28 protein-coding genes are annotated in these 25016 nt (G+C 42.2%); 12 read left to right on the top strand and 16 right to left on the bottom strand.

Annotated elements, in window-relative coordinates; genetic code table 11:
- The first annotated feature begins 118 nt into the window (after positions 1-118).
- Complete coding sequence (locus tag V7P40_RS04560; RefSeq protein WP_333784796.1) at positions 119-1150, top strand: zinc-binding dehydrogenase; 1032 nt, start codon at positions 119-121, stop codon at positions 1148-1150.
- Here the strand turns inward: V7P40_RS04560 and V7P40_RS04555 are convergent.
- The 3 genes from V7P40_RS04555 to V7P40_RS04545 are packed head-to-tail and all read right to left on the bottom strand — an operon-like array spanning position 1113 to position 5852.
- Entirely contained in the window at positions 1113-2264 is a 1152-nt protein-coding gene (locus tag V7P40_RS04555; RefSeq protein ID WP_333784795.1) for an acyl-CoA dehydratase activase-related protein, read from the bottom strand. The two genes, V7P40_RS04560 and V7P40_RS04555, sit on opposite strands and share 38 nt — an antisense overlap.
- A complete protein-coding gene (locus V7P40_RS04550; protein WP_333784794.1) occupies positions 2191-4341 on the bottom strand; it encodes a BadF/BadG/BcrA/BcrD ATPase family protein in 2151 nt (716 codons plus the stop codon). Before V7P40_RS04550 ends, V7P40_RS04555 begins: the two co-directional genes overlap by 74 nt.
- Positions 4338-5852 (bottom strand): hypothetical protein, encoded by a 1515-nt coding sequence (locus tag V7P40_RS04545; RefSeq protein WP_333784793.1) that lies wholly within the window; start codon positions 5850-5852, stop codon positions 4338-4340. The genes V7P40_RS04550 and V7P40_RS04545 overlap by 4 nt, the downstream gene beginning before the upstream one ends.
- Before the next feature lie 167 nt (positions 5853-6019).
- On the opposite strand from V7P40_RS04545, the gene V7P40_RS04540 reads away from it, so the two are divergent.
- The 6 genes from V7P40_RS04540 (at position 6020) to V7P40_RS04515 (ending at position 11384) form a co-directional block, all read left to right on the top strand.
- The gene (locus V7P40_RS04540) at positions 6020-6259 is read left to right on the top strand and encodes a hypothetical protein (protein ID WP_333784792.1); all 240 of its coding nucleotides are present in this window, start codon (positions 6020-6022) and stop codon (positions 6257-6259) included.
- 105 nt (positions 6260-6364) lie between these two features.
- Positions 6365-6589, top strand: a complete 225-nt coding sequence (locus V7P40_RS04535; protein ID WP_333784791.1) for a DUF411 domain-containing protein — start codon at positions 6365-6367, stop codon at positions 6587-6589.
- Positions 6586-8274, top strand: a complete 1689-nt coding sequence (locus V7P40_RS04530) for a copper resistance system multicopper oxidase (RefSeq protein ID WP_333784790.1) — start codon at positions 6586-6588, stop codon at positions 8272-8274. Before V7P40_RS04535 ends, V7P40_RS04530 begins: the two co-directional genes overlap by 4 nt.
- Entirely contained in the window at positions 8274-8969 is a 696-nt protein-coding gene (locus V7P40_RS04525) for a copper resistance protein B (protein ID WP_333784789.1), read from the top strand. Before V7P40_RS04530 ends, V7P40_RS04525 begins: the two co-directional genes overlap by 1 nt.
- An 11-nt stretch (positions 8970-8980) precedes the next feature.
- Positions 8981-9523, top strand: a complete 543-nt coding sequence (locus tag V7P40_RS04520) for a DUF2231 domain-containing protein (RefSeq protein ID WP_333784788.1) — start codon at positions 8981-8983, stop codon at positions 9521-9523.
- Between the two features lie 7 nt (positions 9524-9530).
- Positions 9531-11384: a DUF87 domain-containing protein gene (locus tag V7P40_RS04515; protein ID WP_333784787.1), complete on the top strand. Its 1854-nt coding sequence runs from the start codon at positions 9531-9533 to the stop codon at positions 11382-11384.
- Here V7P40_RS04515 and dtd read toward each other — a convergent pair.
- Positions 11381-11815, bottom strand: coding sequence for a D-aminoacyl-tRNA deacylase (gene dtd, locus V7P40_RS04510; protein ID WP_333784786.1), 435 nt, complete (start codon positions 11813-11815; stop codon positions 11381-11383). The genes V7P40_RS04515 and dtd overlap by 4 nt on opposite strands.
- Before the next feature lie 2 nt (positions 11816-11817).
- Entirely contained in the window at positions 11818-12582 is a 765-nt protein-coding gene (gene murI, locus V7P40_RS04505; RefSeq protein WP_333784785.1) for a glutamate racemase, read from the bottom strand.
- Between the two features lie 64 nt (positions 12583-12646).
- On the opposite strand from murI, the gene V7P40_RS04500 reads away from it, so the two are divergent.
- Positions 12647-12943 (top strand): c-type cytochrome, encoded by a 297-nt coding sequence (locus V7P40_RS04500; RefSeq protein ID WP_333784784.1) that lies wholly within the window; start codon positions 12647-12649, stop codon positions 12941-12943.
- A 244-nt stretch (positions 12944-13187) separates the two neighbouring features.
- Entirely contained in the window at positions 13188-13970 is a 783-nt protein-coding gene (locus V7P40_RS04495) for an ArsA family ATPase (protein WP_333784783.1), read from the top strand.
- 36 nt (positions 13971-14006) lie between these two features.
- Here V7P40_RS04495 and V7P40_RS04490 read toward each other — a convergent pair whose 3' ends face one another.
- From V7P40_RS04490 to rpmE, 10 genes are all read right to left on the bottom strand, one after another.
- The gene (locus V7P40_RS04490) at positions 14007-14501 is read right to left on the bottom strand and encodes a biotin/lipoyl-binding protein (protein ID WP_333784782.1); all 495 of its coding nucleotides are present in this window, start codon (positions 14499-14501) and stop codon (positions 14007-14009) included.
- A gap of 84 nt (positions 14502-14585) precedes the next feature.
- On the bottom strand, positions 14586-14930 hold the full coding sequence (locus V7P40_RS04485; RefSeq protein WP_333784781.1) for a hypothetical protein: 345 nt from the start codon (positions 14928-14930) through the stop codon (positions 14586-14588).
- Between the two features lie 7 nt (positions 14931-14937).
- Positions 14938-15297: a TolC family protein gene (locus V7P40_RS04480; RefSeq protein WP_333784780.1), complete on the bottom strand. Its 360-nt coding sequence runs from the start codon at positions 15295-15297 to the stop codon at positions 14938-14940.
- On the bottom strand, positions 15294-15602 hold the full coding sequence (locus V7P40_RS04475; protein ID WP_333784879.1) for a thioredoxin fold domain-containing protein: 309 nt from the start codon (positions 15600-15602) through the stop codon (positions 15294-15296). Before V7P40_RS04475 ends, V7P40_RS04480 begins: the two co-directional genes overlap by 4 nt.
- Positions 15603-15648: 46 nt before the next feature.
- Complete coding sequence (locus V7P40_RS04470; RefSeq protein WP_333784779.1) at positions 15649-16233, bottom strand: UbiX family flavin prenyltransferase; 585 nt, start codon at positions 16231-16233, stop codon at positions 15649-15651.
- A gap of 3 nt (positions 16234-16236) precedes the next feature.
- Entirely contained in the window at positions 16237-16530 is a 294-nt protein-coding gene (locus V7P40_RS04465) for an FUN14 domain-containing protein (RefSeq protein ID WP_333784778.1), read from the bottom strand.
- Positions 16527-17642 carry a radical SAM protein gene (locus V7P40_RS04460; RefSeq protein ID WP_333784777.1) on the bottom strand — a complete coding sequence of 372 codons (1116 nt, stop codon included), beginning with the start codon at positions 17640-17642 and terminating at the stop codon, positions 16527-16529. The genes V7P40_RS04465 and V7P40_RS04460 overlap by 4 nt, the downstream gene beginning before the upstream one ends.
- Positions 17643-17664: 22 nt before the next feature.
- Positions 17665-19197, bottom strand: coding sequence for a DNA primase (gene dnaG / locus V7P40_RS04455; protein WP_333784776.1), 1533 nt, complete (start codon positions 19195-19197; stop codon positions 17665-17667).
- A gap of 4 nt (positions 19198-19201) precedes the next feature.
- The gene (gene prfA / locus V7P40_RS04450; RefSeq protein ID WP_333784775.1) at positions 19202-20284 is read right to left on the bottom strand and encodes a peptide chain release factor 1; all 1083 of its coding nucleotides are present in this window, start codon (positions 20282-20284) and stop codon (positions 19202-19204) included.
- Positions 20274-20471, bottom strand: a complete 198-nt coding sequence (gene rpmE, locus V7P40_RS04445; RefSeq protein WP_333784774.1) for a 50S ribosomal protein L31 — start codon at positions 20469-20471, stop codon at positions 20274-20276. The genes prfA and rpmE overlap by 11 nt, the downstream gene beginning before the upstream one ends.
- Positions 20472-20532: 61 nt before the next feature.
- On the opposite strand from rpmE, the gene V7P40_RS04440 reads away from it, so the two are divergent.
- From V7P40_RS04440 to V7P40_RS04430, 3 genes are read left to right on the top strand one after another with little or no spacing between them, the layout of a single operon-like run.
- Positions 20533-21093, top strand: coding sequence for a hypothetical protein (locus tag V7P40_RS04440; RefSeq protein WP_333784773.1), 561 nt, complete (start codon positions 20533-20535; stop codon positions 21091-21093).
- Between the two features lie 53 nt (positions 21094-21146).
- On the top strand, positions 21147-21590 hold the full coding sequence (locus V7P40_RS04435; protein ID WP_333784772.1) for a TraR/DksA family transcriptional regulator: 444 nt from the start codon (positions 21147-21149) through the stop codon (positions 21588-21590).
- Positions 21587-22747, top strand: a complete 1161-nt coding sequence (locus tag V7P40_RS04430) for an iron-containing alcohol dehydrogenase (RefSeq protein ID WP_333784771.1) — start codon at positions 21587-21589, stop codon at positions 22745-22747. Before V7P40_RS04435 ends, V7P40_RS04430 begins: the two co-directional genes overlap by 4 nt.
- Here V7P40_RS04430 and rnr read toward each other — a convergent pair.
- The gene (rnr, locus tag V7P40_RS04425; protein ID WP_333784770.1) at positions 22744-24834 is read right to left on the bottom strand and encodes a ribonuclease R; all 2091 of its coding nucleotides are present in this window, start codon (positions 24832-24834) and stop codon (positions 22744-22746) included. The two genes, V7P40_RS04430 and rnr, sit on opposite strands and share 4 nt — an antisense overlap.
- Positions 24835-25016: the final 182 nt, after the last annotated feature.

Below are 25016 nucleotides of genomic sequence, written 5' to 3'. Positions count from 1 at the left end.
AAACCACCATAAAAGTAAAGAATAAAGCCAGAGGGCTATCATATAGCTATACACTCTCAAGTCTCTTTAACACCAGAACTAAAGAGAAAAGGCCAACAATAACTTATAATCTCATACCATGAAGGCTGTTATATTGGAAAACTTCGGGGATGAGAAAAACCTAAGATTTGTGGAGGACTTTCCAAAGCCGAACATAAAAGAAGACGAGGTATTAGTAAGGGTAAAAGCAGTAGCTCTTAACCATCTGGACATATGGGTTAGGATGGGGGCGTTGGCGGTCAAGCCTGAGCTTCCTCACATTCTTGGCTCAGACGTTAGCGGGGTGGTTGAAGAGGTTGGCAGCTTGGTTAAAAACGTGAAGGTTGGGGACGAGGTTATCGTTGCTCCAGGTCTTTCCTGTGGGCTGTGCTACGAATGCCAGTCTGGAAGGGATAATCTTTGTAAAAACTACGATATCCTCGGCCTCAAAAGTAAGGGAGGATATGCGGAGTTTGTAAAAGTCCCCGCAAGGAATGTAATACCTAAGCCAAAAAATCTTAGCTTTGAAGAGGCATGCAGTTATCCTCTTACTTTTCTCACGGTGTGGAATGCTTTGGTAAGAAAGGCAGACATAAAACCTTACAGCAGGGTTCTTATATGGGCTGGGTCTTCCGGTGTGGGGGTAGCGGGCATACAGATAGCAAAGCTCTTTGGTGCCTTTGTTATAGCTACCGCAGGCAGTGAAGAAAAGGCAAGGAAATGCTTAGAACTTGGTGCAGATGTGGTAATAGATCACTACAAAGAAGATGTGGTTAAAAAAGTAAGGGAGCTCTTTAAAGAAGGGGTGGATGTGGTAATGGATCATGTGGGGGAGAAAACCTTTTGGAAGAGTGTGGAATGTTTGAAAAGGGGTGGAAAGCTTGTATTTTTTGGTACCACAACAGGCTCCAACGCACAGATAGACATAAGGTATCTATTCGTTAGAGAGATTGAGCTTTTGGGCACCTACATGGGACCAAGGGCAGACCTTTTCAAAATCACTGTCCTCTTTGAGAGAGGGCTTTTAAAGCCTGTGGTGGACAGAGTCTTTGAACTGCACCAAGCCCAAGAAGCTCACAGATACTTGGAAAACTCTATGCACTTTGGGAAACTGGTTCTAAGAGTTTCTTAGGAATATCACCAAGCCTGCTGAGCTTTTTCTTGATTATTTCTTGGGAGTACTTCTCCAAATAATATACTATGGTCTCCACCCTTATTTTTACACTGCCTGCAGGTTTGGTCTCGTCAAGCTCTCCGAATTTGAAAAACAGAGTGCCCGAAGATTCTACGATCTTCTGCACTGGAGTAAAGGTTGGCTGGTCCATACCACACTCGTAAGAGGAAAGTCTTATAACTCCGGTTATCCAAGGGAACCTACTTGCAAACTTTGCACCCCAGATTATCTCGTTGGTGTTTGAGCTGTAAGAGGAGGTCCATACGTCCGATATGTCCAAAGATATGCCAAGCCAGTCCAAAAGCCAATCATCTATTGGAAGGTAGTTATACCAAAGAATGGGGTAACCATAAAGTTGAAACTCAGCATCTATTTCGTGTCCTATGCCTGGGTCCATGTGATAGGGCCTTGCAAGAATCAAAAGGGCTGGTCTGTTGTTTACGGCGCACCACTTCATTATCTCAAGGGACTTAGATCTCATGGATTTCTCAAACTCCTCCAAGACTTTAAAGCCTTCCCTTACCGCTTGGATAACCTCACTGTATGTCAAGCCTTCTATTGCTTCCTTCAAAGAATCGTAAAGATACTTTGGTAAAAGCTCAGGTTCAGCAAAGGGTACAAAGGGAGAAACATACTTTATACCTCTTTCCTTAAATTCGTCCCTTTCCTTTAAAAAACCTGCCTTTATGTTTTCTGGAGCCATCATCACCCTGGTGCAACACAGAGTATCTAATACATGACCTTTTAAAAAGGAAGGAAGGGAATAGATCATAGGCACAAAAAGAATGTCTATATCCTTTTGAAGAAGCTCTCCTATATGACCAGCTAAAGCTTTTACAGGAAAACAACTATCCATAGTTATCCTTCCCTTTCCGTAAGTCCTGTATTGTTCCTCTGAAGTGTCTGAGCTAAAGACTACCTTCATTCCCAAGCTTTCAAAGAATCCTACCCAAAATGGAGCAGTCCCCCAAATGTTCAAAAATTTTGGTATTCCTACCTTAATGTACCTTTTGCCTTCTTCTTGGTTTGAAGGCTTCTTTTTTAGCAATCTGGGAAAGGTTAGGAAACTCATTTTGAACCCTCCTTAGCTCCTGCTGTAATACCTTTAGCTCTTGCTCGTCCTCCACCAAGCCTTTTGGGCATGCATTGCTAACTATCAGCCTTAGCCATCCCTTTTCCAACGGAACTTTGCTCCAGCTTCTTCCCTCACCTTCTCCTACATATACATCTATGAACGTCCTTTGGCAGTTCATAGGACACCACCTGCAAACCGTATCCACAGAAGTGGTGGTTTTGTAGGTTAGATTTTCTATGACTTCAAAGCCTCTAAATCTTGTCCTTCCTTTGGCTTCCAAAGCAAGCAAAGCCACGCCAAGGGCTCCCGCCTCTCCTGGATAGGGATGGACCACCACTTCCGCCTCTGGCACCTTGGACTTTATAAAGTCCCTCTGGGCTTTTACAACTGCCAAGTTTTTGTGGGTTCCACCCTGAAGGACAAACTTTTTACCTATCTGGGCCAAGTTGTTTATGTTTCCAGCGTATATCCACACGTTCATTGGAAGGATATGGCACAGTCCCGCAAGGATTTCTTCCGCCTTCCAACCCTTCCTTTGCTGATTTACTATGTCGCTCTGTAGGAAAACTCCACATCCCATGGTAAAGCTCGGTATTGCCTTTGCAGTAAAGGCTAAGGAAGCTATTTCCTGTAGTGGGATTCCGAACCTTTCTGCTACGCCCTGCAAGAAGGCACCGTTTCCAGAGGAACACTGAGAGTTAAGCCTAAAATCCACCACAGACCCATTCCTAAGGATCAAGATTTTTACATCCACACCGCCTACGTCGCATATGCAGTCTGCATCCGGAAAGAACTTCAACGCTCCGGTGGCATGAGCTACAGTTTCCACCACCGCATAGTCCGCACCAAGCACATCCTTTAAAAGGTCCTTTCCATAACCGGTAAGCCCCAGCCCTATAACTTCCACATCCTCCCCAAAGAAATCTTTTATCTGTCTAAATATTCCCTTTGCGTCCTCTATGGGATTGCCTTTACTGAGCTGATAGCAGGAAAATACAGGTTCTCCATCTTCGGAGACACAAATTGCTTTGGCGGTAGTTGAACCAAAATCGCAACCTATTGCTATTCTTTTAACCTTCCTTGGCGTTATAACCTTGTATTGCCCCTCGTATTCTTTTAGAAATTCTTCCAGTTCTTCTTTGGAAGACACCAAACCCTTTCTTCCCTCCTTTAGCTTCTCTTCGTATTGTCCCTCTTCTATCCACCATTTGAGCTTTTCTAAACCTTGGTAGTATCCCCCTTCTTCTTCCATGGCATAAAACACGCATCCAAGGGCAGCATAGTAAAGGGAGTTGTCTGGAACTATGACCAACTGATCTACCTCTTCCTCTGAACAGTCAATAATTTTTCTTTCTTTCCAGATTCTTCTGAGATGGACCTTCCAAGCTTCCTGAAGTCCCTTGAAAAATAGGTTTGGACCTCCCAAAAGGAGCACCTTATACATGGGCGTGTTTGCCTTTGTTAGCTGTGCCAGATTTTGATAGACCACCGCTTCAAAAAGGGATGCCATTATTTCTTCTGCTGGCACTCCAGCCTTTTGTAGAGTATTCACGTCAGCTTCTGCAAATATACCGCACTTAGCACTAACCTTGTGCAGGCTGTAGCCTATGTATCCCATAGAACTGAGTTTTTCTTGTGGAATGCCGAGCTTTCTTGCAGTCTTTTCTATAAAAGTTCCCGTTCCCCCTGCACAAGCATTCTGCATAAACACCTGCTTTATCCTTTTGCCTTCCACCTCCTTGAAGAAGATAGCCTTCATATCCTCCCCGCCTATCTCGCTGACAAATCTGACGTCTGGATGTAGTTTTTCCACCGCCGTGGATACCGCAACCACCTCCTGAACAAACTTGCCACCCACCAAGGGAGTTATAAGCGTAGCACCCGAGCCCGTAAAATAGACCCTGTCCCTGCCAGCTGTCAAACCGTAATCCCTTTCAAGTCTTTGTAAAAACTCCAAAACCTTTTCGGCAGTCTTTGTGTTGTGTCTCTCGTAAGCTTTATCCAATATCTTTCCGTTATCATCTACCAAAACATACTTACAGGTAGTGCTACCTACATCTATACCGACTATCATCTTACCTTCCCCATAAGCTTTGCCACATGATAAACATAGTTGGCAGATGTGCCCACAAACCCATATCTTGGAACCCTGTAGGTAGCCCTTCTTAGCTCTGGATGTTCTGTCTCAAACTCCCTTATCTTTTCAATAGTCAAACCTGTTTTTTCTAAGACCTCTTCAAATTCCTGCTTTGCCCTTCTTTTAGCCTCTGTTAGCACCATTTGACAACGAGAGTATGCATGTACCTCCGAATCGCCCTTTACTTCTATGGGTGCATAAAGCAGGTCTGGATAGTCAGCCAAGACCTTTGCCATAGCTCCAACGGACATAGTATTGGGCAAACAACCGTAAGGAGATAGCTCGCATATCATATGAGCTTGCTTGTGTTTGAATGAATATAAAGCCTTTCCTATGAGCATGTGCCCTTCGCCACCGGTTAATCTGTAGTAAAAGTAAGGTCTTGCCAGCTTCTTTAGCTCCCTTTGGTCTGGCAGTGGATTGGGAATGTAATTTAGAGCTTTTCTAAGCTTGTCGTAGGTTCTTCTGTAAAGCCATGCAAAGAAGGAAATTATAGCTTTCTTTAGATAGTATCTCTTCACAAAAGACTTGGCATCCTCCAGCTTGAAAAGTTCCATATTTATCAGATAATCCATCCAAACCGCCACAGGTGGTGGTATTACTTCTGCTCCTTGTTCCTCTAACCATCTTTTTATGTTATAGTTGCCGTCTCCTTCGTGAGTTTGAAGCCAAAACTCCCCAGTTATCTTTACCCTTGGTTTTGGCTGAAGCCTATCCACTTCTATCTCGCTCCACAGCGCTTTTACTTCCTCAAGGGCATTTACGAAGTAGTCTGTGAATATGTGCCAAAGCAAATTCTTAAGCTTTTTACCTACAATAGGCCTGTTTTTTAGCTTTTCATACAGAAGTTCTACACTTTGATTTAAAACTTGATCTGTTTGTCCCTTCTTAACCTCGTAAGGTCTAACCGCGTATTCCATATCTGTTAGTAAGTCTCCCAAGAACATGGAAAAGACAAGACCAAGGGTAAGTGGCATGCTTATTTCCAAACCCCCACCCTCTACAGACTGCTCGAGCTGTAAAAGGTCCAAAAGAAAGATCCTGAAGTCTTTGAGGTTTAGCCCTTCCAAAACCCTTTCGTAAGATTCGTGATACTGTCCAAACCTACAGGGACCACATGCTCCTATTGTAACAAATATGTAATTGTTCTTAACCGCACCCCTACCTTCTGACTTTTCAATGTTCATGAGCGTTCTTGCCAGGTTTCCTGCTGTAAAAGTGGTAGGACAGCAAGCACCCACGTCTATGTATTCCTTGCCAATATCCAGGTCTATTCTTTCTATGTTCGGAAGAGCTTTTGCCTTGTATCCCATGTTTTCCAAAGCTCCTTCTATGAGCCTTTCGTGCTTAAAGGTGAGCCCACCAAAAAGTATGGTGGTGTGTGCCCTCTCTTCCTTTGTAAAAGGTCTTGGCCTGTAGGCTCTATATTCAAAGGCTAAAGTTTCCATACTATACCCTCCTTTATGGTTTTTTATAAAAATAACATACAGATCCAAACACTTAGGTGAGCTATATCATCGTTTTTTTATATTAATTTAACTGCACAAATAACGATAAATAAAAGGCTTGAATTAACACTAAATGGCTTGTATATATTAAGGTGGGAGGTGAAGCTATGGTAAAAGTTCTGTCCCTTTTAGCTTTATTTGTTTTTGTATTAGTTGCCTATGCCCAGCAAAGCCAAGATCATCACCACAGAATGAGCCCTCAGGTTCATAGATGTATGAAGGTTATGGATGACCCTAAGTATATGGAAGAGATGCTTGAGTATATGCTCCAAAAGAGGGAAGAGGTAAAGAAGATCCTTGAGAAGAATCCTAACATCAGAAAGTACATGGAGGATGCTCTGAAATGAGAAAGTTTTTAACTCTCTTACTAACCCTTTTTTCCCTCGTATTTGCAAAGCAAGAAATAATCGCCTAAGTTAGAAAGGGAGGGCTTTAAGATAAAAAGAGTTAAGGTGTCCAACGAGGAGCTGGATAAGATAAAGAACCAACTGAATGTGCCTTTGAGCCTAAGGTCTTGCCACACTATGGTCTATCAGGGAAGGTTCATAGAGGGTCATGTGCCACCGGAGGGTGTAAGTTTGGTGCTTAAGGACAAAGGCGTAAAGGGTGTGGCTTCCCCTCATGGTGTAAAAAGCGGAAGGGGTGGATACGAGGATAAATACGAGGCAGTTAGATGAGCTGGCATAGAAGAGACCTTTTGAAGCTTATGCTCTTTTCTGGTATTGCCTACTCTGTCCCAGGTTTTTCCGCTTTCAGAAGGCTCGAGGTGGTAGATGCCAGAGAAAAGGATGAGCTTTTGGAATATACGTTAGTTGTAAGAAAGGAACCTGTGGAGGTGGGACAAAGAAGAGGAGTGGGGACTCTGATAAACAGTCTTTTACCTTCACCCCTTCTCAGGTTCAAAGAAGGAAAGGAAGTAGTCATTCATGTGATAAATGAGATGGATGAGCCTACTTCCATCCACTGGCACGGTTTGCTGGTGCCAAATGAGATGGACGGTGTGCCGGGGGTTGTCTTCCCCGGAATACCTTCAAAAAGTAGATTTACTTACAGGTTTCCGATTGTTCAATATGGCACCTACTGGTATCACTCTCACTCTCTAATGCAAGAGCAGTTAGGTATGTATGGTCCGCTTATTCTGGAGCCAAAGGAAGAGGATGTCATAAAAGCAGATAGGGATTACGTGATCATACTTTCCGATTGGACGGACGAGGACCCTCACCGTATCCTCTTAAGCCTAAAAAAATATCCAGGATACTATAACTTCCAAAAGAGAACTTTGTGGGACTTTTTGAGGGAGGCAAAGGAAAGGGGCTTTTATCCAACCCTAAAAGAAAGGCTGATGTGGGCTAAGATGAGGATGGACTCAAGAGACATAGCAGATGTTACTGGCTACACCTACACGTACCTGATGAACGGACAGACCACAGAAGAAAACCCAACCTTTATCTTTAAACCTGGCGAAAAAGTAAGGCTAAGGTTTATAAATGCTTCCGCTGCTACCTATTTTGATGTGAGAATACCCGGTTTAAAAATGACAGTGGTCCAAGCGGATGGTCAAAATGTCTATCCAGTGGATGTGGATGAGTTCCGCATTGCTATAGCAGAGACTTACGACGTCATAGTCCAACCCAAAGAAGAAAAAGCCTATGCTATCTATGCGGAAGCTATGGATAGAAGCGGTTTTGTTATGGGCACCCTTGCCCCAAGGAAAGGTATGAAAGCAGTCCTACCAGCAAGAAGAAAGATCTCAGACCTAACCATGGAAGACATGGGACACAGCCACACGGACCATAGCCATCACCACCATCACCACGAGGGCTATAAGATGATGTTGGACGTGAGTAAAAACCCCTTTGGTGTGGATGCGGACATGGTGGTGAGCAGTCCAATGCCAAAGCTTGACGATCCAGGAGTAGGACTGAGAGATCAAAAGCACAAAGTCCTAACCTACGCAGACCTTGTAAGTGCAGAGGAGTACCCCATTGGAAAACCGGAACGCACCATCGAGATCCATTTAGTGGGAAACATGGAGAGGTTTATCTGGAGGATGTATTCCTATGATGGCAAAAAGCTAAGCTCAAGGTTTGAAGACGTGATACCTTTGAGGTATGGGGAAACTGTAAGGTTTGTGTTCATAAATCACACCATGATGCACCATCCCATACACCTTCATGGCATGTGGATGTATTTGGACAACGGAGGGGATACTTTAAACCCAAGGAAACACACCATAGACGTAAAGCCTGCTGAGGTCGTGGAGGTTATAGTCAAGGCGGATGCCTATGGCAACTGGGCTTTTCATTGCCATATTCTGTATCACATGGATTCGGGAATGTTTAGGGTGGTGAGGGTAAGCTGATGAAAAAACTTCTCTTTGCGATTTTTATACCTATTTTTACCTTTGGGCAGGAGTTCTATCCCATAGAGCCTATGCATCCAATAAGGTATTGGGGCATTTTTTTGAATAAGCTGGAATACAGAGAAAAGAAGAGAAGCTTAAATTTAGACTTCAGTTCCTTTTATGGAGGGGATTATCATAAGCTATGGTTTGTCTTAGAAGCAAAGAGCGACCTAAAAGAGGGGAAATGGGAGTTTGAAAGGGCAGACCTGCTCTTTGGAAGGGCTATATCAAGCTTTTTTGACCTGAGGATAGGTGGAGGGTATGCGGGCAAAGAGGATGAAGGAAGGGCTAAGCTTGTGGTGGACCTGTTTGGTCTGGCTCCATACTGGCTTGAAACCGAGCTTAACCTTAACCTCTCTCACAAAGGAGAGCTCTACGGAAAGCTAAAAGCAGAGTATGACCTTCTTTTAACCCAACGATTGGTGCTCCAGCCGGAAGTAGAAGTTTTAGCAAGCGCCAAAACTATAGAACCCCTTGAAATAGGTAAAGGCATCAGCAAGGTAGGACTTTCTATCAGACTAAGGTATGAAATAAAAAGAGAAATAGCTCCTTATGTGGGCTTTTCTTGGGAAAGAAACTATGGGAAGACAAAGGAATTAAAGGGAAAAGCTGAAGAAAGCACTTTTTTGGTTGGGTTGAAAATGTGGTTTTAGGAGGTTGAAAAATGAAGGTAATTTATAAACTATTGCTGACTATGACCTTAGGTTTGAGCATCGCACTGCCTCATGAAAAAACTCAAACCCAAGAGTTAAAGCCCGAAGAGAGGATTTACTATCCGCCGGTGGTTAAGCTACATCCACCCACCACGCACTTTTCAGTAGCTTTGCCCACAATCCTTCTCTTGGCATCCCTCTATTACGCTTTAACCAAAAGGAGAGAAAAAGATCTCATCATAGCCCTCTCTGTTCTAAGCTTTCTTGCTATACTTAGCTCCGTGATAACCGGCTACATTATCCACGAAAGTATAGAGAACATTCCCATACAGGAGGAGGCGGAAGAAGTCCTTCACAGGCACGAAAGTATTGGATTTGCCTTGTTTGGAATGTCATTGGTAGTGTCCCTGCTTAGCTTTTTGATAAACAAAAGTCTTGTGTTTAGAGTTTTGCACTTGATCCTTTGCTTTGTACTGGTTTTTGGAGTGTTTTATCAAGGTAGTCTTGGGGGGAAATTGGTTTATGAATATTCAGTAGGAGTGCCTGTAAGATAATTTTATTATGATCTTCCAGAAATTATTAGAAGATGTATCCTCTGCAAAAGAATCTGTAAAGATAGTCTCCGCTTGGATTAGGGGGGAGATTCTTGAAGAGATGGTAAATGTAATAAAAAGTGGGGTAAAGTTAGAGGTTATACTCAGAGCTGGCGAAAAAAAGGACCTTGAAATAAGCGATTACAGAGCATTCAAAGCAGTTAGAGATTTTGGCGGTGAGATCTACATAAACCCGAGGTTGCATGCAAAGTTTGTGATAGTGGATGACAAGAAGGCTTACGTAGGTTCTGCCAATCTTACATATACAGGGGTTAGGGAAGGTAACTTAGAAGCGGTAATAAGCTTGGACGAAGAGGCTAAAATAAAGGAGCTTTTGGACCTTTGGGAAGTTGTAAAGAAGGAATCGGTAAAGATAGACAAAAGAGCGATAGCGGTAGTTATAAAGTCTTACTCTTCCACTGAACTGGACGCACTACTATTGGAGGACTTACCCGAGCAAAGCTTCTTAAAGGTAAATACAGAAAAAGGTTTTCTGGTTTGCAAGATAAACCACATAAACAGTTTAGGCATGGAAAACCTTTGGCAGAGCGCAAAAATAGTGCAAAAAGACTGGGTTGTTGCATTGATAAATAGCATGGCAGAGGAGAGTGGAAGGATAAAAGTTGGCAGAGTTCATGTGGTTTGTGAATACGTAAGAACCAAAGAGGAAGAAAAAGAGAGCTCTTTTGGTGTTCCCTTGAAGGTTTTGGACGTGGGGACGCAGTTATTGAAAATGGACGAGGAGGAAGGGCTTTTGGAGCTTATGAGCACCAACATGTCGGGCTATCCTATGGACGTTAAAGTATTTGCAGGAAGGTTGTTTGGAGTTAAAACTCCAGCATACTTAGACCTTACAAAGATTGCCAGTATGCACATGGCAGTTTTAGGCACCACGGGTTCTGGCAAAACCACCTTTGTAGCAAGGCTTTTAAAAAACATAAAAGACCTAAACTACGCACAGGTGTTTGTTATAGACCTGTTTGGAGAATACCATAAAAGGCTGGAAGATGACAATCTGGAATATGTGAAATTTCCCTATACCCTATTTCCCATATGCGTGGATGACGTAAAGGAGCTTTTCAAAAGGTATGGAATTGATCTAAGCGAAAGGTCTGCAGAAGAGAGGAGCTTTTTTGGGAAAGTAAGAAAGTTCTTAAAGCCAGACTTGAGAAAAATAGCGTACAGCGAAAGGTCTTTGGAGGATATGCTGTTGGATGCACCCAAGGACATCAAAGAATACTCCCAAGAGCTTTTGGACCTCCTCTCAAGGGACTTTGGAGAAGAGGCTATAAAAAATCAGAAAGAAGTTTGGCAAAAAGCTATGCAAGCTGTTAGCTCCCAAAAACCTTTAGTTTTGTGTGATCTGAGCGACCTGATTGACCCAGAGTCACGCCTAAATCTTGTAGGACTTATTATGAAAGAGATATTTCTTTCTTCTATGAAGGATGGCAAAAAAAGGCTTGTGGTTCTCGAAGAGGCTCATAACTTTGCACCAGAAAGAGGAGCCATTGACCTGCCCACAGGAAGAGAAAACATAGCCTTGCAAATGACAAAGAGGATAGCCCTTGAAGGGAGAAAGTTTGGGGTTGGGCTTATAGCCATAACCCAAAGACCAGCAAACCTAAACAAATACATACTCTCCCAGATGAACACTCAGGCTATCTTTAGGCTTGTGACCAAAAACGACTTGGATGCGGTGTCTGTGTTTTTTGGAGAAAGGGACTGGGGGCTTTTGAATTTACTGCCTTTGCTGAGACCGGGCACCTTATACCTCAGTGGCTTGGCCGTTCCCTTTGGTATGCTCTTGGAGATTGAGCTTTAAGCCTCCAAGAGTATAGTAACCGGACCGTCGTTTAGGATAAAAACCTCCATGTGAGCACCAAAGATACCCGTCTGAACTGGTACATACTCGGAGAGTTTTTTTACAAAGTATTCGTAGAGTTGCTTTGCCCTCTCGGGCTTTTCTGCCTCTTCAAAACTTGGTCTCCTACCCTTTTGGGTGTTTGCATACAGGGTAAATTGGGACACCACCAGAGCAGAACCCCCCACATCCAAAAGGGAATACTGAAACCTACCAAGCTCGTCTTCAAAAATCCTCAGATGGAGCACCTTTTCCACTAGCTTATTGGCCTTTTCCTCCGTGTCTCCCACCCTAATTCCAAGAAGTATGTTTAAGCCTCTTTCTATCTTACCTACCTCTTTTCCATCTACTACCACCCAAGAAGCTTTTACCCTTTGCACCAATGCACGCATGCTCAAAGCTTGCAAAGAATTGGTATGGTTTCGTAGCTTTGCTCTTCTCCAAGGATCAGCTTTATAAGGTGGCTAAGGTTGGGAGAGTTGTCTGTAAAGAAAAGCCTTAGTGTTCCGTTTCCTTCGTTTTTTGCCAGTTCTTTAACCTTTTGAGCAACCGCATAAGCAGAATCCACAACCTCCACCTCTCCCATAAACTCCTTTATGGTTTCCTTAAGCAGGGGGTAGTGGGTGCAGGCAAGTATGAGGGTGTCTACTTTGCCCTTCAACTCCTCCAGATAATACTCCACTACGCTTTGGGCGATCTTGCCTTTGATTATACCCTCTTCCACCAATGGAACAAAGAGAGGACAAGCTTTGGCTATGGGCTGTGCGCCCCGTTCTTTTAGTAGACTTTGATAGACTGCGCTATGCACGGTGCCCTTTGTGCCTATGACCCCTATTCTCTTATTCTTTGAAACCCTTAGGGCTTGTTCGACACCGGGCTGAACTACCCCCACCACGGGTATGCTTAAACTCTCTTTTAAAGATTCCAAGGCATAGGCGCTGGCGGTGTTGCATGCAACTACCAAAAGCTCTATGCCAAAGGACAGGAGAAAGTCTGCACACTCAAGGCTGTATCTTTGGATGGTTTCCTTAGACTTGCCACCGTAAGGCACTCGGGCGGTGTCCCCCAAGTAAAAAAAATCCACAAAGGGTAGCTCTTCCCTGAGTGCCTTCAAAACAGTTAGCCCGCCTACACCCGAGTCAAAAATGCCAATTTTCATGATTTTTTGGGTAATGTGCGTATATTATAATACTATTGAATAACCTTGTTTAGGAGGTGTTGTCATGAAAAAGGTCCTCATGCTCTTGGTAGTTGGCCTTGCAAGTGTGTCCTTTGCCAACGAGCAACTTGCTAAGCAAAAGGGCTGTATGGCATGTCATGATATGAAGGCAAAGAAAGTAGGCCCATCTTACACAGACATAGCTAAAAAGTATGCCGGCAAAGCAGACGCCGTAGATTACTTGGCTGGCAAGATCAAAAAGGGTGGAGCTGGTGTTTGGGGCTCTGTGCCTATGCCACCTCAAAACGTGACCGATGCGGAGGCAAAACAGCTGGCACAGTGGATAATGTCCGTAAAGTAAAAGAGCTCTTTAGCCAATTTGTTGAGCTTCACTTTAAAAAGCCTGTGGAGGTGGACTTCAGGGACCTGAGGTCTGTCCTCCTCTTTTGTATGTTCTTAGACTGGTTCGGACTTGACAACCCCCTTGGAATATACATCTTGGATCTTTATCCGGAGCTTCTTTCTGAATTCCATCTTTGGCACAGGACCTTGGGTTTAGAGCATTTTAGCCTAAGCTTTCTACCGTGTTGCTAAAAAGGGTTTATATGTTCGGTGGGAAAGGGGGCGTTGGGAAAAGCACTTTAGCTTGCACCTTAGCTATCAAGCTATCTCACAAAGGTAATACCCTCTTAGCTTCCATAGACCCAGCCCATTCTCTATCTGGGATATTAGGAGTTTCTGTGGGAAGTGAGATTGTGCAAGTTTTCCCAAACTTACACGCGGTGGAGTTTGACGCTCAAAGGATCGCAGAGCAGTACGTTAGCAAAGTGCTAAATAGTTTAGAGGAAACTGTATCAAGGTCGGTTCTTGAAGGAGCAAAGAAGTTTGCTTCTATTATATCCTCTTCTCCCACCTCCTTAGAGACTGCTGTCTTTGATAAGCTTGCTGAGATAATTCCCAACTACAGTTATGTTGTTTTGGACTTTGCTCCAACTGGACAGATTCTAAGGTTTTTTAGTTCCCTACAAATGGTGGATGAGTGGCTTAACTTTCTTGTCAAGCTTGGAGAAAAGCAGAAAGAGATAGACAGGTTTATGGGAAGAGAAAGGAGCTTGCCAAAGCTCTTAAAAGAAAGGTCTGAAAAGGTAAAGTTTTTGGTTCAAACCTTAAAAACTAAAGGCTTACTCTATGCAGTAGCAAGGGAAGAGCCACTCTCAATGCAAGAGGCAGAGATGTTAAAAAACAACGGCTTTATAAGAACAAAGATAGTGATAAACTGCTGTTCTTCCGCTGACTACCCTTTTTTGAAAGTTCCATGGGTGGCAAATCCTTACGGTGTTGAAAGACTAAAAGAAGTCCCAATAGAAGGTTTGATAGAGGAAGAGTGATCTTTCGAAAATCCCAAATTGATATATGCCTTGTATTCACCTATCCTCAATGACCATCAGAAGATGAGGGTTCATCGTTCCATTTACAAAGGAGTTTTCCCTCACCAGCAACCTCTTTAATACGCCCTTGGCAGGAGAAACTATTCTGCAGTATTCCAGTAGCTTCTCTAAACCCTTTAGCTCAGATTGGATGGATTTATAAACAGCCTCCTCCCTCTCGTATTTGTTTTTCCAATCTTCGTATTCGCTTCTTGAGAGTAACCCCCTCTCGTAAAGGCTTTCATACCTTCTAAATTCTCTTTCAACTTTGTCAAGTTTTAGCCTTTGGGCTAAGAGCTGTGCTCTGAGTTTTTCAATCTCCGAAAGATAGAGGGAAGGATCTATCTCCACAAGCAGTTGGCCTTTCTCCACCCTTTGTCCTTCTTTGACATAGACCTTCATTACTATCCCTTTAACTATGGCATAAACCTCTACTTCTTGAGAAAAACCAAAGGAAAACATCAAAAGACTAATCAGACTTAATAAAATCATGGCTTCCCTCCAAAACTAAAAACGGATCTAATCCAATAGCGCTGTATAGTTTAGCAAGAAATAGCATTATTTCATACTTTGCCTTCATAACCTGTCTTTCTGACTCGGATTTTTCTGCCATAGCATAGCCCAAATCAAAGGCAAGCTCAAGCTCGTATTCAGACCTTCTAAGGGTTCTGCTGAATGTATTGTTAGCTCAAGCTGTTTTATAGAATCCTCAATCTCCAAAAGCAAGGACTTTTTCTGATTGCTAAGTTCAATTAGATTAAAGGGAGTGGTTGGGTCAAAGATGGGCAGTATTATCTCCACACCAACGCGCCAACCTTCTTGGCTGTATGCTTTAGTTATGGGGGCTCCTGTCCTTAAAGTGTTTCCTATCTCTCCCCTTAGTTGCAGTCTAAGGTCAAAAAACCTGTTGGACTCTTCCAATCTCTGATCATATAGGGCAAGTAAGAGCTTCTTTATCCTCTCTCTGCATTTCCGTTCTCAGTCTGGCAGACCTTATCTTAGGTATTGTTTTTCTGTATTCATACAGCGTGCTCAAAAAACTAATTCCATAAGGCTTTTCCCATTCATCCCTTTGAGAGTTATAAATAACACCCGTTCCAAAGACTATGTTGGGAAGGAAAAAAAGTTTAGATTCCACTTCCCGTGCTTCCAAGGAGGATAACTCGTTTAGCATTTTTCTAATTTCCAGATTTTTGCTCAGTGCCAACTGGTAGGCTTTTTTTATGTCAAGCTTGATAACCTCCTGCCCGTAGCATATGGAAAACAGAAGCAGGAGGAAAAGGATCATTTTTTATTCTCTCTCAAGAAATTAACTAAATTAGTCCTTTTGTAGTGTTCTTCTACTATCCACCTTCCTATAAGTAAAAACTCCCTCGGTTCTATGTAGCCAGGCACTTTGGCTACAACGTCACCTTTCTTGTCGAGGAACATAAAGACAGGTGTTAGCCTAACGCCGTGCTTTAAAGCAAACTGTCTCTCTGTGAGCTTTTTACCGTCAAAATCCACCAACTCCAAGTTTCCCTTTATGTCTATTTCTACCATGTTAAAGTGTTTAGTGTAGTAGGTTTGGACCTCTCTGTCCTGGAAGGTGATCCTTTAATTTCCTTCGCGGACCGAATCCTCTATGATGAAAATAATTTTATCCTTGGTCTTCTGTTTTCCACCTTCTGTAAAGGTTGTGCTCAATTCTTAGACAGTCCAGAGCTTTACCTACCACGAAATCTACCATATCCTCCACGCTTTTGGGCTTGTGATAAAAGGCAGGACTGGCTGGTAAGATGGTAGCACCCGCCTTGGCAACCTTTAGCATGTTTTCCAGATGGATCAAAGAGTAGGGAGCTTCTCTGATGATAAGAACTAATGGAACTTTTTCCTTTAGGGCTGTCTCGCTAACTCTGTGGATGAGGTTTTGATTTACACCATTTGCCACGCAAGCGAGCGTGCTCATTGAACAGGGGGCGATTAAAACGCCAGCATAGTTTATTAGTCTTGATCCGCTGGCTACCCTGTCCGCTATAGCTCTCTCAGATATAAGGCGAACCTTTGGAAACTTTTGTTGAATGTCCTTTAAGGAGATATCTAACTCTTCCTTTAGCACCACCGCACCAGCGGTAGAAACTATAAGGTCCAATTGAAAGTCCATGCTGTATAAGACTTCAAGAAGTCTGTATCCATAGATGCTTCCGCTGGCACCGGTTATGCACAGAACTATTTTTCTTTTCACCTTCTATCCAGTTTTAAATCCCAAGAAGAAACCACCTACGAAGGCAGAGGAGAAAGCCACCGTTTTTAAAGCACCCTTGACAAACTCATCCACTCCAGAGAACAAAGATTTTACAAGGACCCAAAACTGTGCCCAGTTTATGTCAATAATGCCTTTATTCTGAAGCCAGAAGAGGGATAGAAAGTAAAGCCCTACCATCATTAAAAAGAGATTCAAAAGCTTTTTTACCGCAAAGCCAACCACGAACCCCGCAAACCCTGCGTAGCCTAAATCTGCTATCAAACCCTCTATACTCATTGGTATCTAAGTATGCTGGGATTAAGTATGTCAGGATAGTTGGTGGTCATCTCGTAATCAAAGAGCTGTTTTCTTATTCTTTCTAAATCTCTCTTCTCTGGCTTGAAAGGATAGCTCCTTATGTCTGTGGGTGAGCTGTCTCCAAAGGGTCTGTTGCAGGCAACTTCCGTGGTTTTTCCTCTACATCCAGAGGTCATAAAAGGCCTTCCGCTCCAGAAAAGCTCTTCAAAGGTTTCCTTTGGAATGCCAAAGTCTATAACCTGTCCCTTTTCGTTAAACTTCATGTCCTCGTAGCGAGCTATTTGATTGTCTATTAAATACCTTGCAAACTGAACTCTTCTATACTGGGGCGCAGGGCAGGGAGGTTCCTTCTCCATCATTGAACCCTCTTCGGGCCAGAAAGAGAAAAGGTGAGTCCTTGCTCCAAGGTCCCTGACCTTTTGAATAGTTTCTATCATCTCCTGTTCAGTCTCTCCCAAACCTACCACAAGGTGGCATCCTGCATAACCATCCCCCATTACATCACAAGCCCACTCCAAAACTTTCCAGAAAGTTTCCCACCTGTGAGGACTATTCATAGGTCTTCCTCTGAGCCTTTCAAACACCTCTGGTGTCCCGCAGTCTATTGCTACTGTAACAGTATCTGCTCCAAGCTTTTTGTAATCCAGCATATCCTGATAGGTCGTTCCCGTGGCGTTTATAAGCAAAGAAACAAATATTTTGTCTCCCAACCTTTTTAAGACCCTTTCCAAAACTTCCTTTGTGTCCCTTATGGCTCTTGGGTGAGTTATCTGGGCTATGCACAGCCTTTCTACGTGTCCTACCTTTTCTGCCCTATCTATTATCTCGTCCAGCTTTACCGTAGGCCACTCAACCCTGATGAAGTTTTTCTTTGAGTATTCCACTTCCCTCGCCTTCTGAAGACCACAGTAAGCACAGGTAGCATGACATCCGGAAGGGTAGGTTAGAAGTGTATTTATACAACTAAGTTTTGTATTTCTGTAAAACTGGCCCGGCACAATACCCAAGGTCATGGCAGCGGCCATGCTTATCTGAAGATACTCTGGGCTCTCTTTTTGAACTGTTAAGTTTTCTAAAAGATTTCTATTCATACCTTACCTCCTGCAAAGAGTATTATAAATCCTCTTTTATACCTCTTAGTCTGACTATTGTCTTCTTTTTTCTTATTTCTTGCAAGTTTGTTTGCTCTTCTACTTTACCCTTTATCATCAAATGCTTTAGACTTTCTTCAAAAGCCCTTTCTGGATTGTAAAAGCTTTGGTTTTTTATCTCATCTGGGACAAGATGATAATCCTCTCTAAGTATTGCCTCCGCCAGTTCCATAGCGTATGGCGATAGGTTGATTTTGTATAAGTCTTCTCTATTTCCAAAGCCTTTGTATAAACCAAACAGGAAAACCCTTTCGTGAAAGCTAAGCTTTTCTTTTGTTTTTTCTTCCTGTTTCTCTTGTGGCTTGGGTAGTTTTTCCGCAAGGACGGAAACAGGCAAGTTAGTTTTTTTTGAAAGGACGGTCAAAAGCTCCATCTGAAAGAGTTTATCTTTCACAAAACCGCAAAAGTATATGTAATCTTCTACTGCTTTGGTGTCCCCTTTTTCCAACAGCCAACTGAAGATGTCTTTTACTTCCTCCAATCCTACCTGAAGGTCCTTCTTTTGCTTTTTCACAAGGGTGTCTGGGTCTTCCCCTTCTGGAAGCAAAAAAACTTTAACATTTAAACCTTCCCTTAGAAGATAAGGGATGGTTTGTCTTATAGCTCTTCTTCCCGCTTCGTCCCCATCAAACATTAGAATAACTTCTTTTGCATAAGCCGATATTATCCTGGCATGATCTGGTCCAAGAGAGGTGCCCATGGGCGCTACAGTCTCTGGAAAACCTTCCTGGTGCATACTCATAACATCAAAGTACCCTTCTACGATTATTATTCTTTTCCTTTCTTTCGTATAGGCTAACCCTTCATAGAAGCCATAAAGGATTTCTTTCTTTTTGAAAATTTCCGTTTCTGGAGAGTTCAAGTATTTAGGGTTAGATTCTTTCAGAGACCTACCGCCAAAGCCTACCACATTTCCTTTAATATCCCTTATAGGAATTATTAACCTACCTGCAAAAAGGTCCTTGTAGTGTTTTTCGTCTATCTTTGTAATGTTTCCCGTCTTTTCATAAATTTCCAAAATTTGGTTTGCCTTTAAAAAGCTAACCAATTGCTCGGAAGAAGGAGAATAGCCAAGCTGAAACTTTTTTATAGTCCTCTCCTGAATGCCTCTGTTTTTGAGGTATTCTAAAACTTGAGGATTTTCCCTAAGGTTTCTATGATAGTATTCGGCCACCATATTCAGTGCGTTCAACACCTTATCGTCTTTCTTTTTGAACTGAACTTTTACCGGCAGTTTATACTTTTTAGCCAATTCCAAGAGTGCTTCAGTATAGCTTATATTCTCATAGAGAGCCACAAACTTTACTGCGTCTCCTCCCACACCACAACCAAAACATTTCCATATACCCTTTGACGGAGAAACGTACAGGGAAGGAGTGTCGTCCGGATGGAAAGGACACCTCGCTCTATAGTTGTTACCAGACCTCTGCAAATCTATGTATGAGGATATAACATCCACAATGTCTAATTTTTTGAGTATTTCCTTAAGCTCCATTAGCTTAAACCTGATGAAGGTCCGCCTTTAGCCTTCCTTCTATTTCATACTCTTCCAAAGCGGATATTATCTCGTCCAACTTTCCTTCTAATATGTCCTGAAGCCTATGAGAGGTAAAATTTATTCTATGGTCCGTCACTCTGTTCTGCGGAAAATTGTAGGTTCTTATTTTTTCACTCCTCTCTCCCATACCCACCTGCTCCCTTCTCTCCTTAGCTATTTGTTCCTCTTTTTGTCTTTCGTAATAGTCTTTTAATCTTGCGTATAAGATCTTCATAGCTTTTAGCTTGTTTTGAAACTGGGATCTCTCATCCTGACAAGATACAACTATCCCCGTAGGTATATGGGTAATTCTAACGGCAGTTTCTGTTGTATTCACATACTGGCCCCCTGCACCGCTGGCTCTGAAGGTCTCTATTCTTAAATCCTTAGGGTCTATTTCCACTTCTGTCTCGTCTACCTCAGGAAGGACTGCCACCGTTGCAGTGGATGTGTGTATTCTTCCTCCTGCCTCTGTCTTTGGGATGCGCTGGACACGATGGACCCCGCTTTCATACTTTAGCTTAGAATAGACATTTTTCCCCTCTATAAGAGCTATTACCTCTTTGTACCCGCCTAATCCGGTTTTTTGTGCGGTAAGTATGGAAAATTTCCATCCTTTCTCTTCTGCATACTTTTGATACATATTCAAAAGGTCTGCGGCAAATAGAGCTGCCTCCTCTCCACCAACCCCAGCCCTTATCTCTAATATCACGTTCTTTGTATCCTTTTCGTCAGGAGGAAGAAGAAGTTTTTTTATTTCCTTCTCCAGACTTTCCTCTTCCTTTTCCAACCTTTTTAGCTCTTCTTTTGCCAGTTCCTCAAACTCCTTACTTTTTAAAAGCTCTTTTATATCTTCTATCTCCTTTTGGATTTTCAAATACTTTGTGTAAGCCTCGTAGATAGGTTCTAAGCTCTTGTATTCTTTGCTTAGTTTGGAGTATAAATGCCTGTCCTTTATAACTTCTGGATCTGAGAGTTGAACCTGTAACTGAGAGTATTTTTGGTATATAAACTTTAACCTCTCCTCTAAGTCCTTAAGAAGCATCTTCTGACTTGGTGACAGATTCCAACAAAAATGGTTTTATTCTCAGCTTTCCAGTGTAGAAAGGGTGGCATGCGTTGCACGACTCAAGATAAACAGTGCCACCTTTGGTTGACAGAAGAGTAAAGGTGTTGCCACAACCACATACAAACGTTGTTGGTTTAAGCTCTGGGTGTATGCCTTTCTTCATTTTTATACCTCCAAAAAAATAATTATAACCAAAAATGGATATCTGTATAATTTTATGTGTTATGGAGTGGGAAAAAATAGCCCAAAAACTAAAAGACATGATAATAGGAGAGCTAAAGGAGGAGTTCAAAGCTTTTAGGGTTTCTGTGGAAAGTGAATTGAGCGGATTTAGGTTGGCAATTGAATCTATGAACGCAAGAATGGCTGGCATGGAAGCAAGAATTAGCTCACTGGAAGAGCGCCAAAGTTCACTTGAAAAAAAGTTAGATGAAATCAATAGAAGAATTGATGAAACAAGGACTGAACTAAAGGCGGAGATTATGCAAAACACTATGAGAATTGATGAAATCAACAAAAGGATTGACGACACTAACAAAAGAATTGACGATATCAGCAAAAGGATTGATTACACTAACAAAAGAATCGACGATACGAGAGCAGAATTAAAATCGGAAATAATGAAGAATACCGAAAGGATTGATCAGATAAACAACAGAATAGACCATCTGCAGTATAAACTATCTGAAATAAGTGGTGAGTTAAAGGAAGCCCTTTCAAACAAAGAGATAATTCGGGATATGCTCCTAAGAATTGAACGTCTCGAAGCAAAGACAGGAAGCTAATTAACTCACTTCTGTAGTATAATCAAAAAAACTTAATTGAGGAGGTTTAAACCATGCTAACTCCAGAGCAGTTGGCTATACTCAAGGAAAAACTTCAGCAAGAAAAAGAAAAACTTCTGGAGAGGTTCCGAAAGATAGAGGATACCCAAAGCAGGATAGGTGAGCAGATAAGGGAGCCAGGGGACCAAGAAGATATTAGCCAAATGACCTACACTCAAGAAATACTGGACAACCTATCTGCTAGGGAGATGTTCGTTATAAAGGAGATTGACTATGCACTGCAGAAGATACAGGCTGGCACTTACGGAGTATGTGAATACTGTGGGGAATACATAGAATACGAAAGACTTTTAGCCATCCCTTGGACCAGATATCATTCCCACTGTGCGGAAAAGGCGGAAGAGGAAGGAATAGTCCCAACCTATACACCTATGATGTTTGAAGGCACACTACCTGAGGAGATGGAAATCCAAAGAGAGGATATCACAGAAGCATGACCTTTGACTTTTACCTTCCTGTTGAAATAATCTTTGGTAGAGGAAGGATTAAAGGTCTTGGAGAGGTAGCAAAAAGATACGGATACAGGGCTATCATAATAACCGGAAGAAAAAGCACTAAGGAAAGCGGTGCTTTGGATAAAGCTTTAAGTTCTCTTAAAAGTTGGGGAGCGGAAAAGATAATAATCTACGACAAAGTAGAACCCAATCCAACGGATAAAATGGTAAATGAGGCAAGCCAGATAGTAGTTGAAGAAAAAATAGATTACATAGTAGGTTTAGGTGGTGGTAGTGCTTTGGATACCGCAAAGGCAGTTTCCATAGTTTCTTCCAACGAAGGCTTTGCTTGGGATTATGTTAATTACCCAGAAGGCCCAAGGCTCATCCCCTATCTTAACAGACCAGTAATATGCATACCCACAACCGCTGGAACAGGAAGCGAAGTGAATCGCTACTCGGTAATATCAAACCCTATTAGAAAGGAGAAGTTAGTTATATCCCACTCTTTAAACTATCCAAAGGTAGCCATAATAGACCCAAAGCTTTGCCTTTCTATGAGCCCAAAGCTTACTGCCATCACCGGAGTGGATGCTTTTATGCATGCCCTTGAGTCGCTGACCAACAAGGTAGAGAACCCTTTCGCAGATGATTTAGCCATAAGAGCGTTGAAGATAATAAAAGAGTGGTTGCCCGTGGCAGTAGCTGAGCCGAACAATCTTAAAGCAAGGGAGTGGATGAGCTATGCCGCCATGCTTGCAGGTATTGCCATAGATAAAAAGAGGGTAGCGCTAATTCATGGTATGGAACATCCAGTTTCTGCACACTATCCAAACATAGCCCATGCCGAAGGGCTTGCTGCTTTGGCACCAGCTATAACTAACTTTAACTACAGAGGAAATCCAGAAAAGTATGCTCTGTTTGCGGAGATTATGGGATACGAACCTAAGCCTGAAAAGGCAGTTTCTGCAGTAGCAGACTTTTTAGAAAAAGTCGGAATGCGTATAAACCTTAAAGACTTGGGAGTGGAAAAAGAAAAGCTTGAAAGGTTGGCAGAAGATACCTACATGCTCTCAAGGGGACTTTTTCCGATAAATCCTGTAGAGCCTTCCATGGAAGATATACTAAAGCTATACCAACAATCTTACGAAGGTTTTTAAGCTTTTTTTAGCACAAAGTTTAGTCTTGCCCTTTCTTCATCTACGGATACTAACTTTACCTTTACCTTATCTCCCAAACGATAAACTTTTCCTGTTCTGTATCCTACCAGTCTGTGTGCCTTTTCGTCATATATGTATGTATCCCCTTCTAAGGAAGTTATGCTGACTAATCCCCTTACAAGGTAGTCTTTTAGCTCCACAAAAAACCCAAAAGATGCTACACCTGTTATAATGCCTTCAAATTCTTCTCCTATTTTGCCTTTCATCAGTCTAACCTTCAACCTGTCTATTGCTTCTCTTTCTACCTTTTCAGCCAGATCCTCCTGAATGGACAAATGTTCGCCTACAAACTCCAAATACTCCACCGTTTTTTGATAGTCTATTTCTTCTCCCCGTAGAGCCTTCTTTAAAAGTCTATGAACCACTAAATCTGCATACCTTCTGATAGGTGAGGTAAAGTGTGCGTATCCGTCGCTTGCAAGTCCAAAGTGTCCCAAGTTGTGGGGTGAATACCTGGCCTTCATCATACTACGCAATGTCAAAAATCTCACCAAGTCCTCTTCATCCCTTCCTTCAAAGTCTTCTATTACTTTTTGAAAAAACTTTGGTTCAAGGGAAAGTTTTTTAACTTTGTATCCAAGACCCTCAAGAATTTCAAGCAAGTTTTCTAATTTTTTCATATCTGGTTTTTCGTGAATCCTGTAAAGACACGGGTATCCTACAGTCTCAAGATGCTTTGCCACCGTTTCGTTGGCAGAAATCATAAAGTGTTCTATTATTTTGTGAGCTATGTGGCGCTGATAGGGGACTACTGCGGTAGGCTCTCCGTATTCATCCACTATTACCTCTGCCTCGGGTAGGTCAAAGTCTATACTACCCCTTTCCCATCTTCTGTAAGAAAGGATCCTATACAGATCTTCCATTAATCTCAAAGGTTCTACAAGATGGGGATATTTCTTTTCAAGGGCTGGGTCCCCTACTATTAACCTAAGGGCTTCATCGTAGGTCAGTCTTGCTTTACTTCTTATTACGCTTTCGTATATGTCATACCAAAGCAGATCACCCTTAGGGCTAAATACCATTTCGCACGTAAAGGCAAGCTTGTCTTCTTCTGGTTTAAGACTGCAAAGGTCTGCAGAAAGTTTTTCAGGGAGCATATGAAGTGCTCTGTCTGGAAGATAGAAGGTAAAACCTCTTTCAAAGGCTTCTTTATCAATAGCTGAGCCCTCTTTCACAAAGTAAGAAACATCCGCTATGTGCACCCAAAGACGATAGTAACCTTCTGGCGTTTTTTCTATTGCTACCGCATCGTCAAAGTCCCTTGCCTTTGGAGGATCTATGGTAAAGCATAGGTTATCTCTTAAGTCTCTTCTTTTTTTAAGTTCTTTTTCCCAATCAATAAACAACCTTTCTGCTTCTTTCAGGGTTTCTGGCTTATGTTCAGTGGGCAACCTGTACTCGTATATGAGTATATCAACTATAAGATTTCTCTCTTTTGGATCTCCCAAAATCCGTTTTACCTTGCCAGCCATAGGAAAGTTTTTGGAAGGATAACGGGTTATTTCCACAAGCACTACATAACCGTCCTTTAGATCCTTACATTCTCCTTGTGGCAATGCTACTGTGTGAAAACTATTCTCATCTAAGGGTATTCCATAGCATGCTTTTTTTGTCCTTTTAATTGAGCAGACTATTTCTTTTTTCCCCCTCTTTAGAACTTTTAGAACTCTTATTTCCTTCTTCCCCTCAAACTCCACTACCCTAGCTCTTATTTTGTCCCCGTGCAGAAGTTTTTCCATTTCAAAGGGAGGGATGTATAGATCTTTTTTCCCTTCTCCCAACGAAAGAAAGCCAAAACCGTTGGGATTGGCAATTACCGTGCCAACAACCATATCTTCTTCTGCTAACCTATACCTTCCATTGCTAACAGTTATAAGACCTTTCTTTTTAAGTTTTTTGAGGATTTTTTTTAGTTCCTTTCTGCCTTTTTTATCTACAGAAAAATGTTTAGCGAGCTCACTGAAGTTCAAAGGTTTTCTTTTCAGCGCCTTTGTTATGTCCTCTTCTTTGAATAGATCTTCTTCCATGATAAGGTAGGCATATAATATTTTAAAACCGAATTCCTGAATCTCCACCTAAGGATAAAAGGAATAAAATTAGACTATGGACTGGACCCAAACACTGACGATTATAGCAAGTATGGCAGGAATCTTGACAGGCTATGCCTTCCTTTTGAACAAGCGAATAGAGGATACTAACAAAAGGATAG

Origin of the sequence: Thermocrinis sp., from assembly GCF_036781485.1 — a bacterium.
Lineage (GTDB): Bacteria > Aquificota > Aquificia > Aquificales > Aquificaceae > Thermocrinis.
The sequence above is the reverse complement of the archived record's forward strand: the minus strand, read 5'-3'. Positions and strand labels throughout refer to the sequence as shown.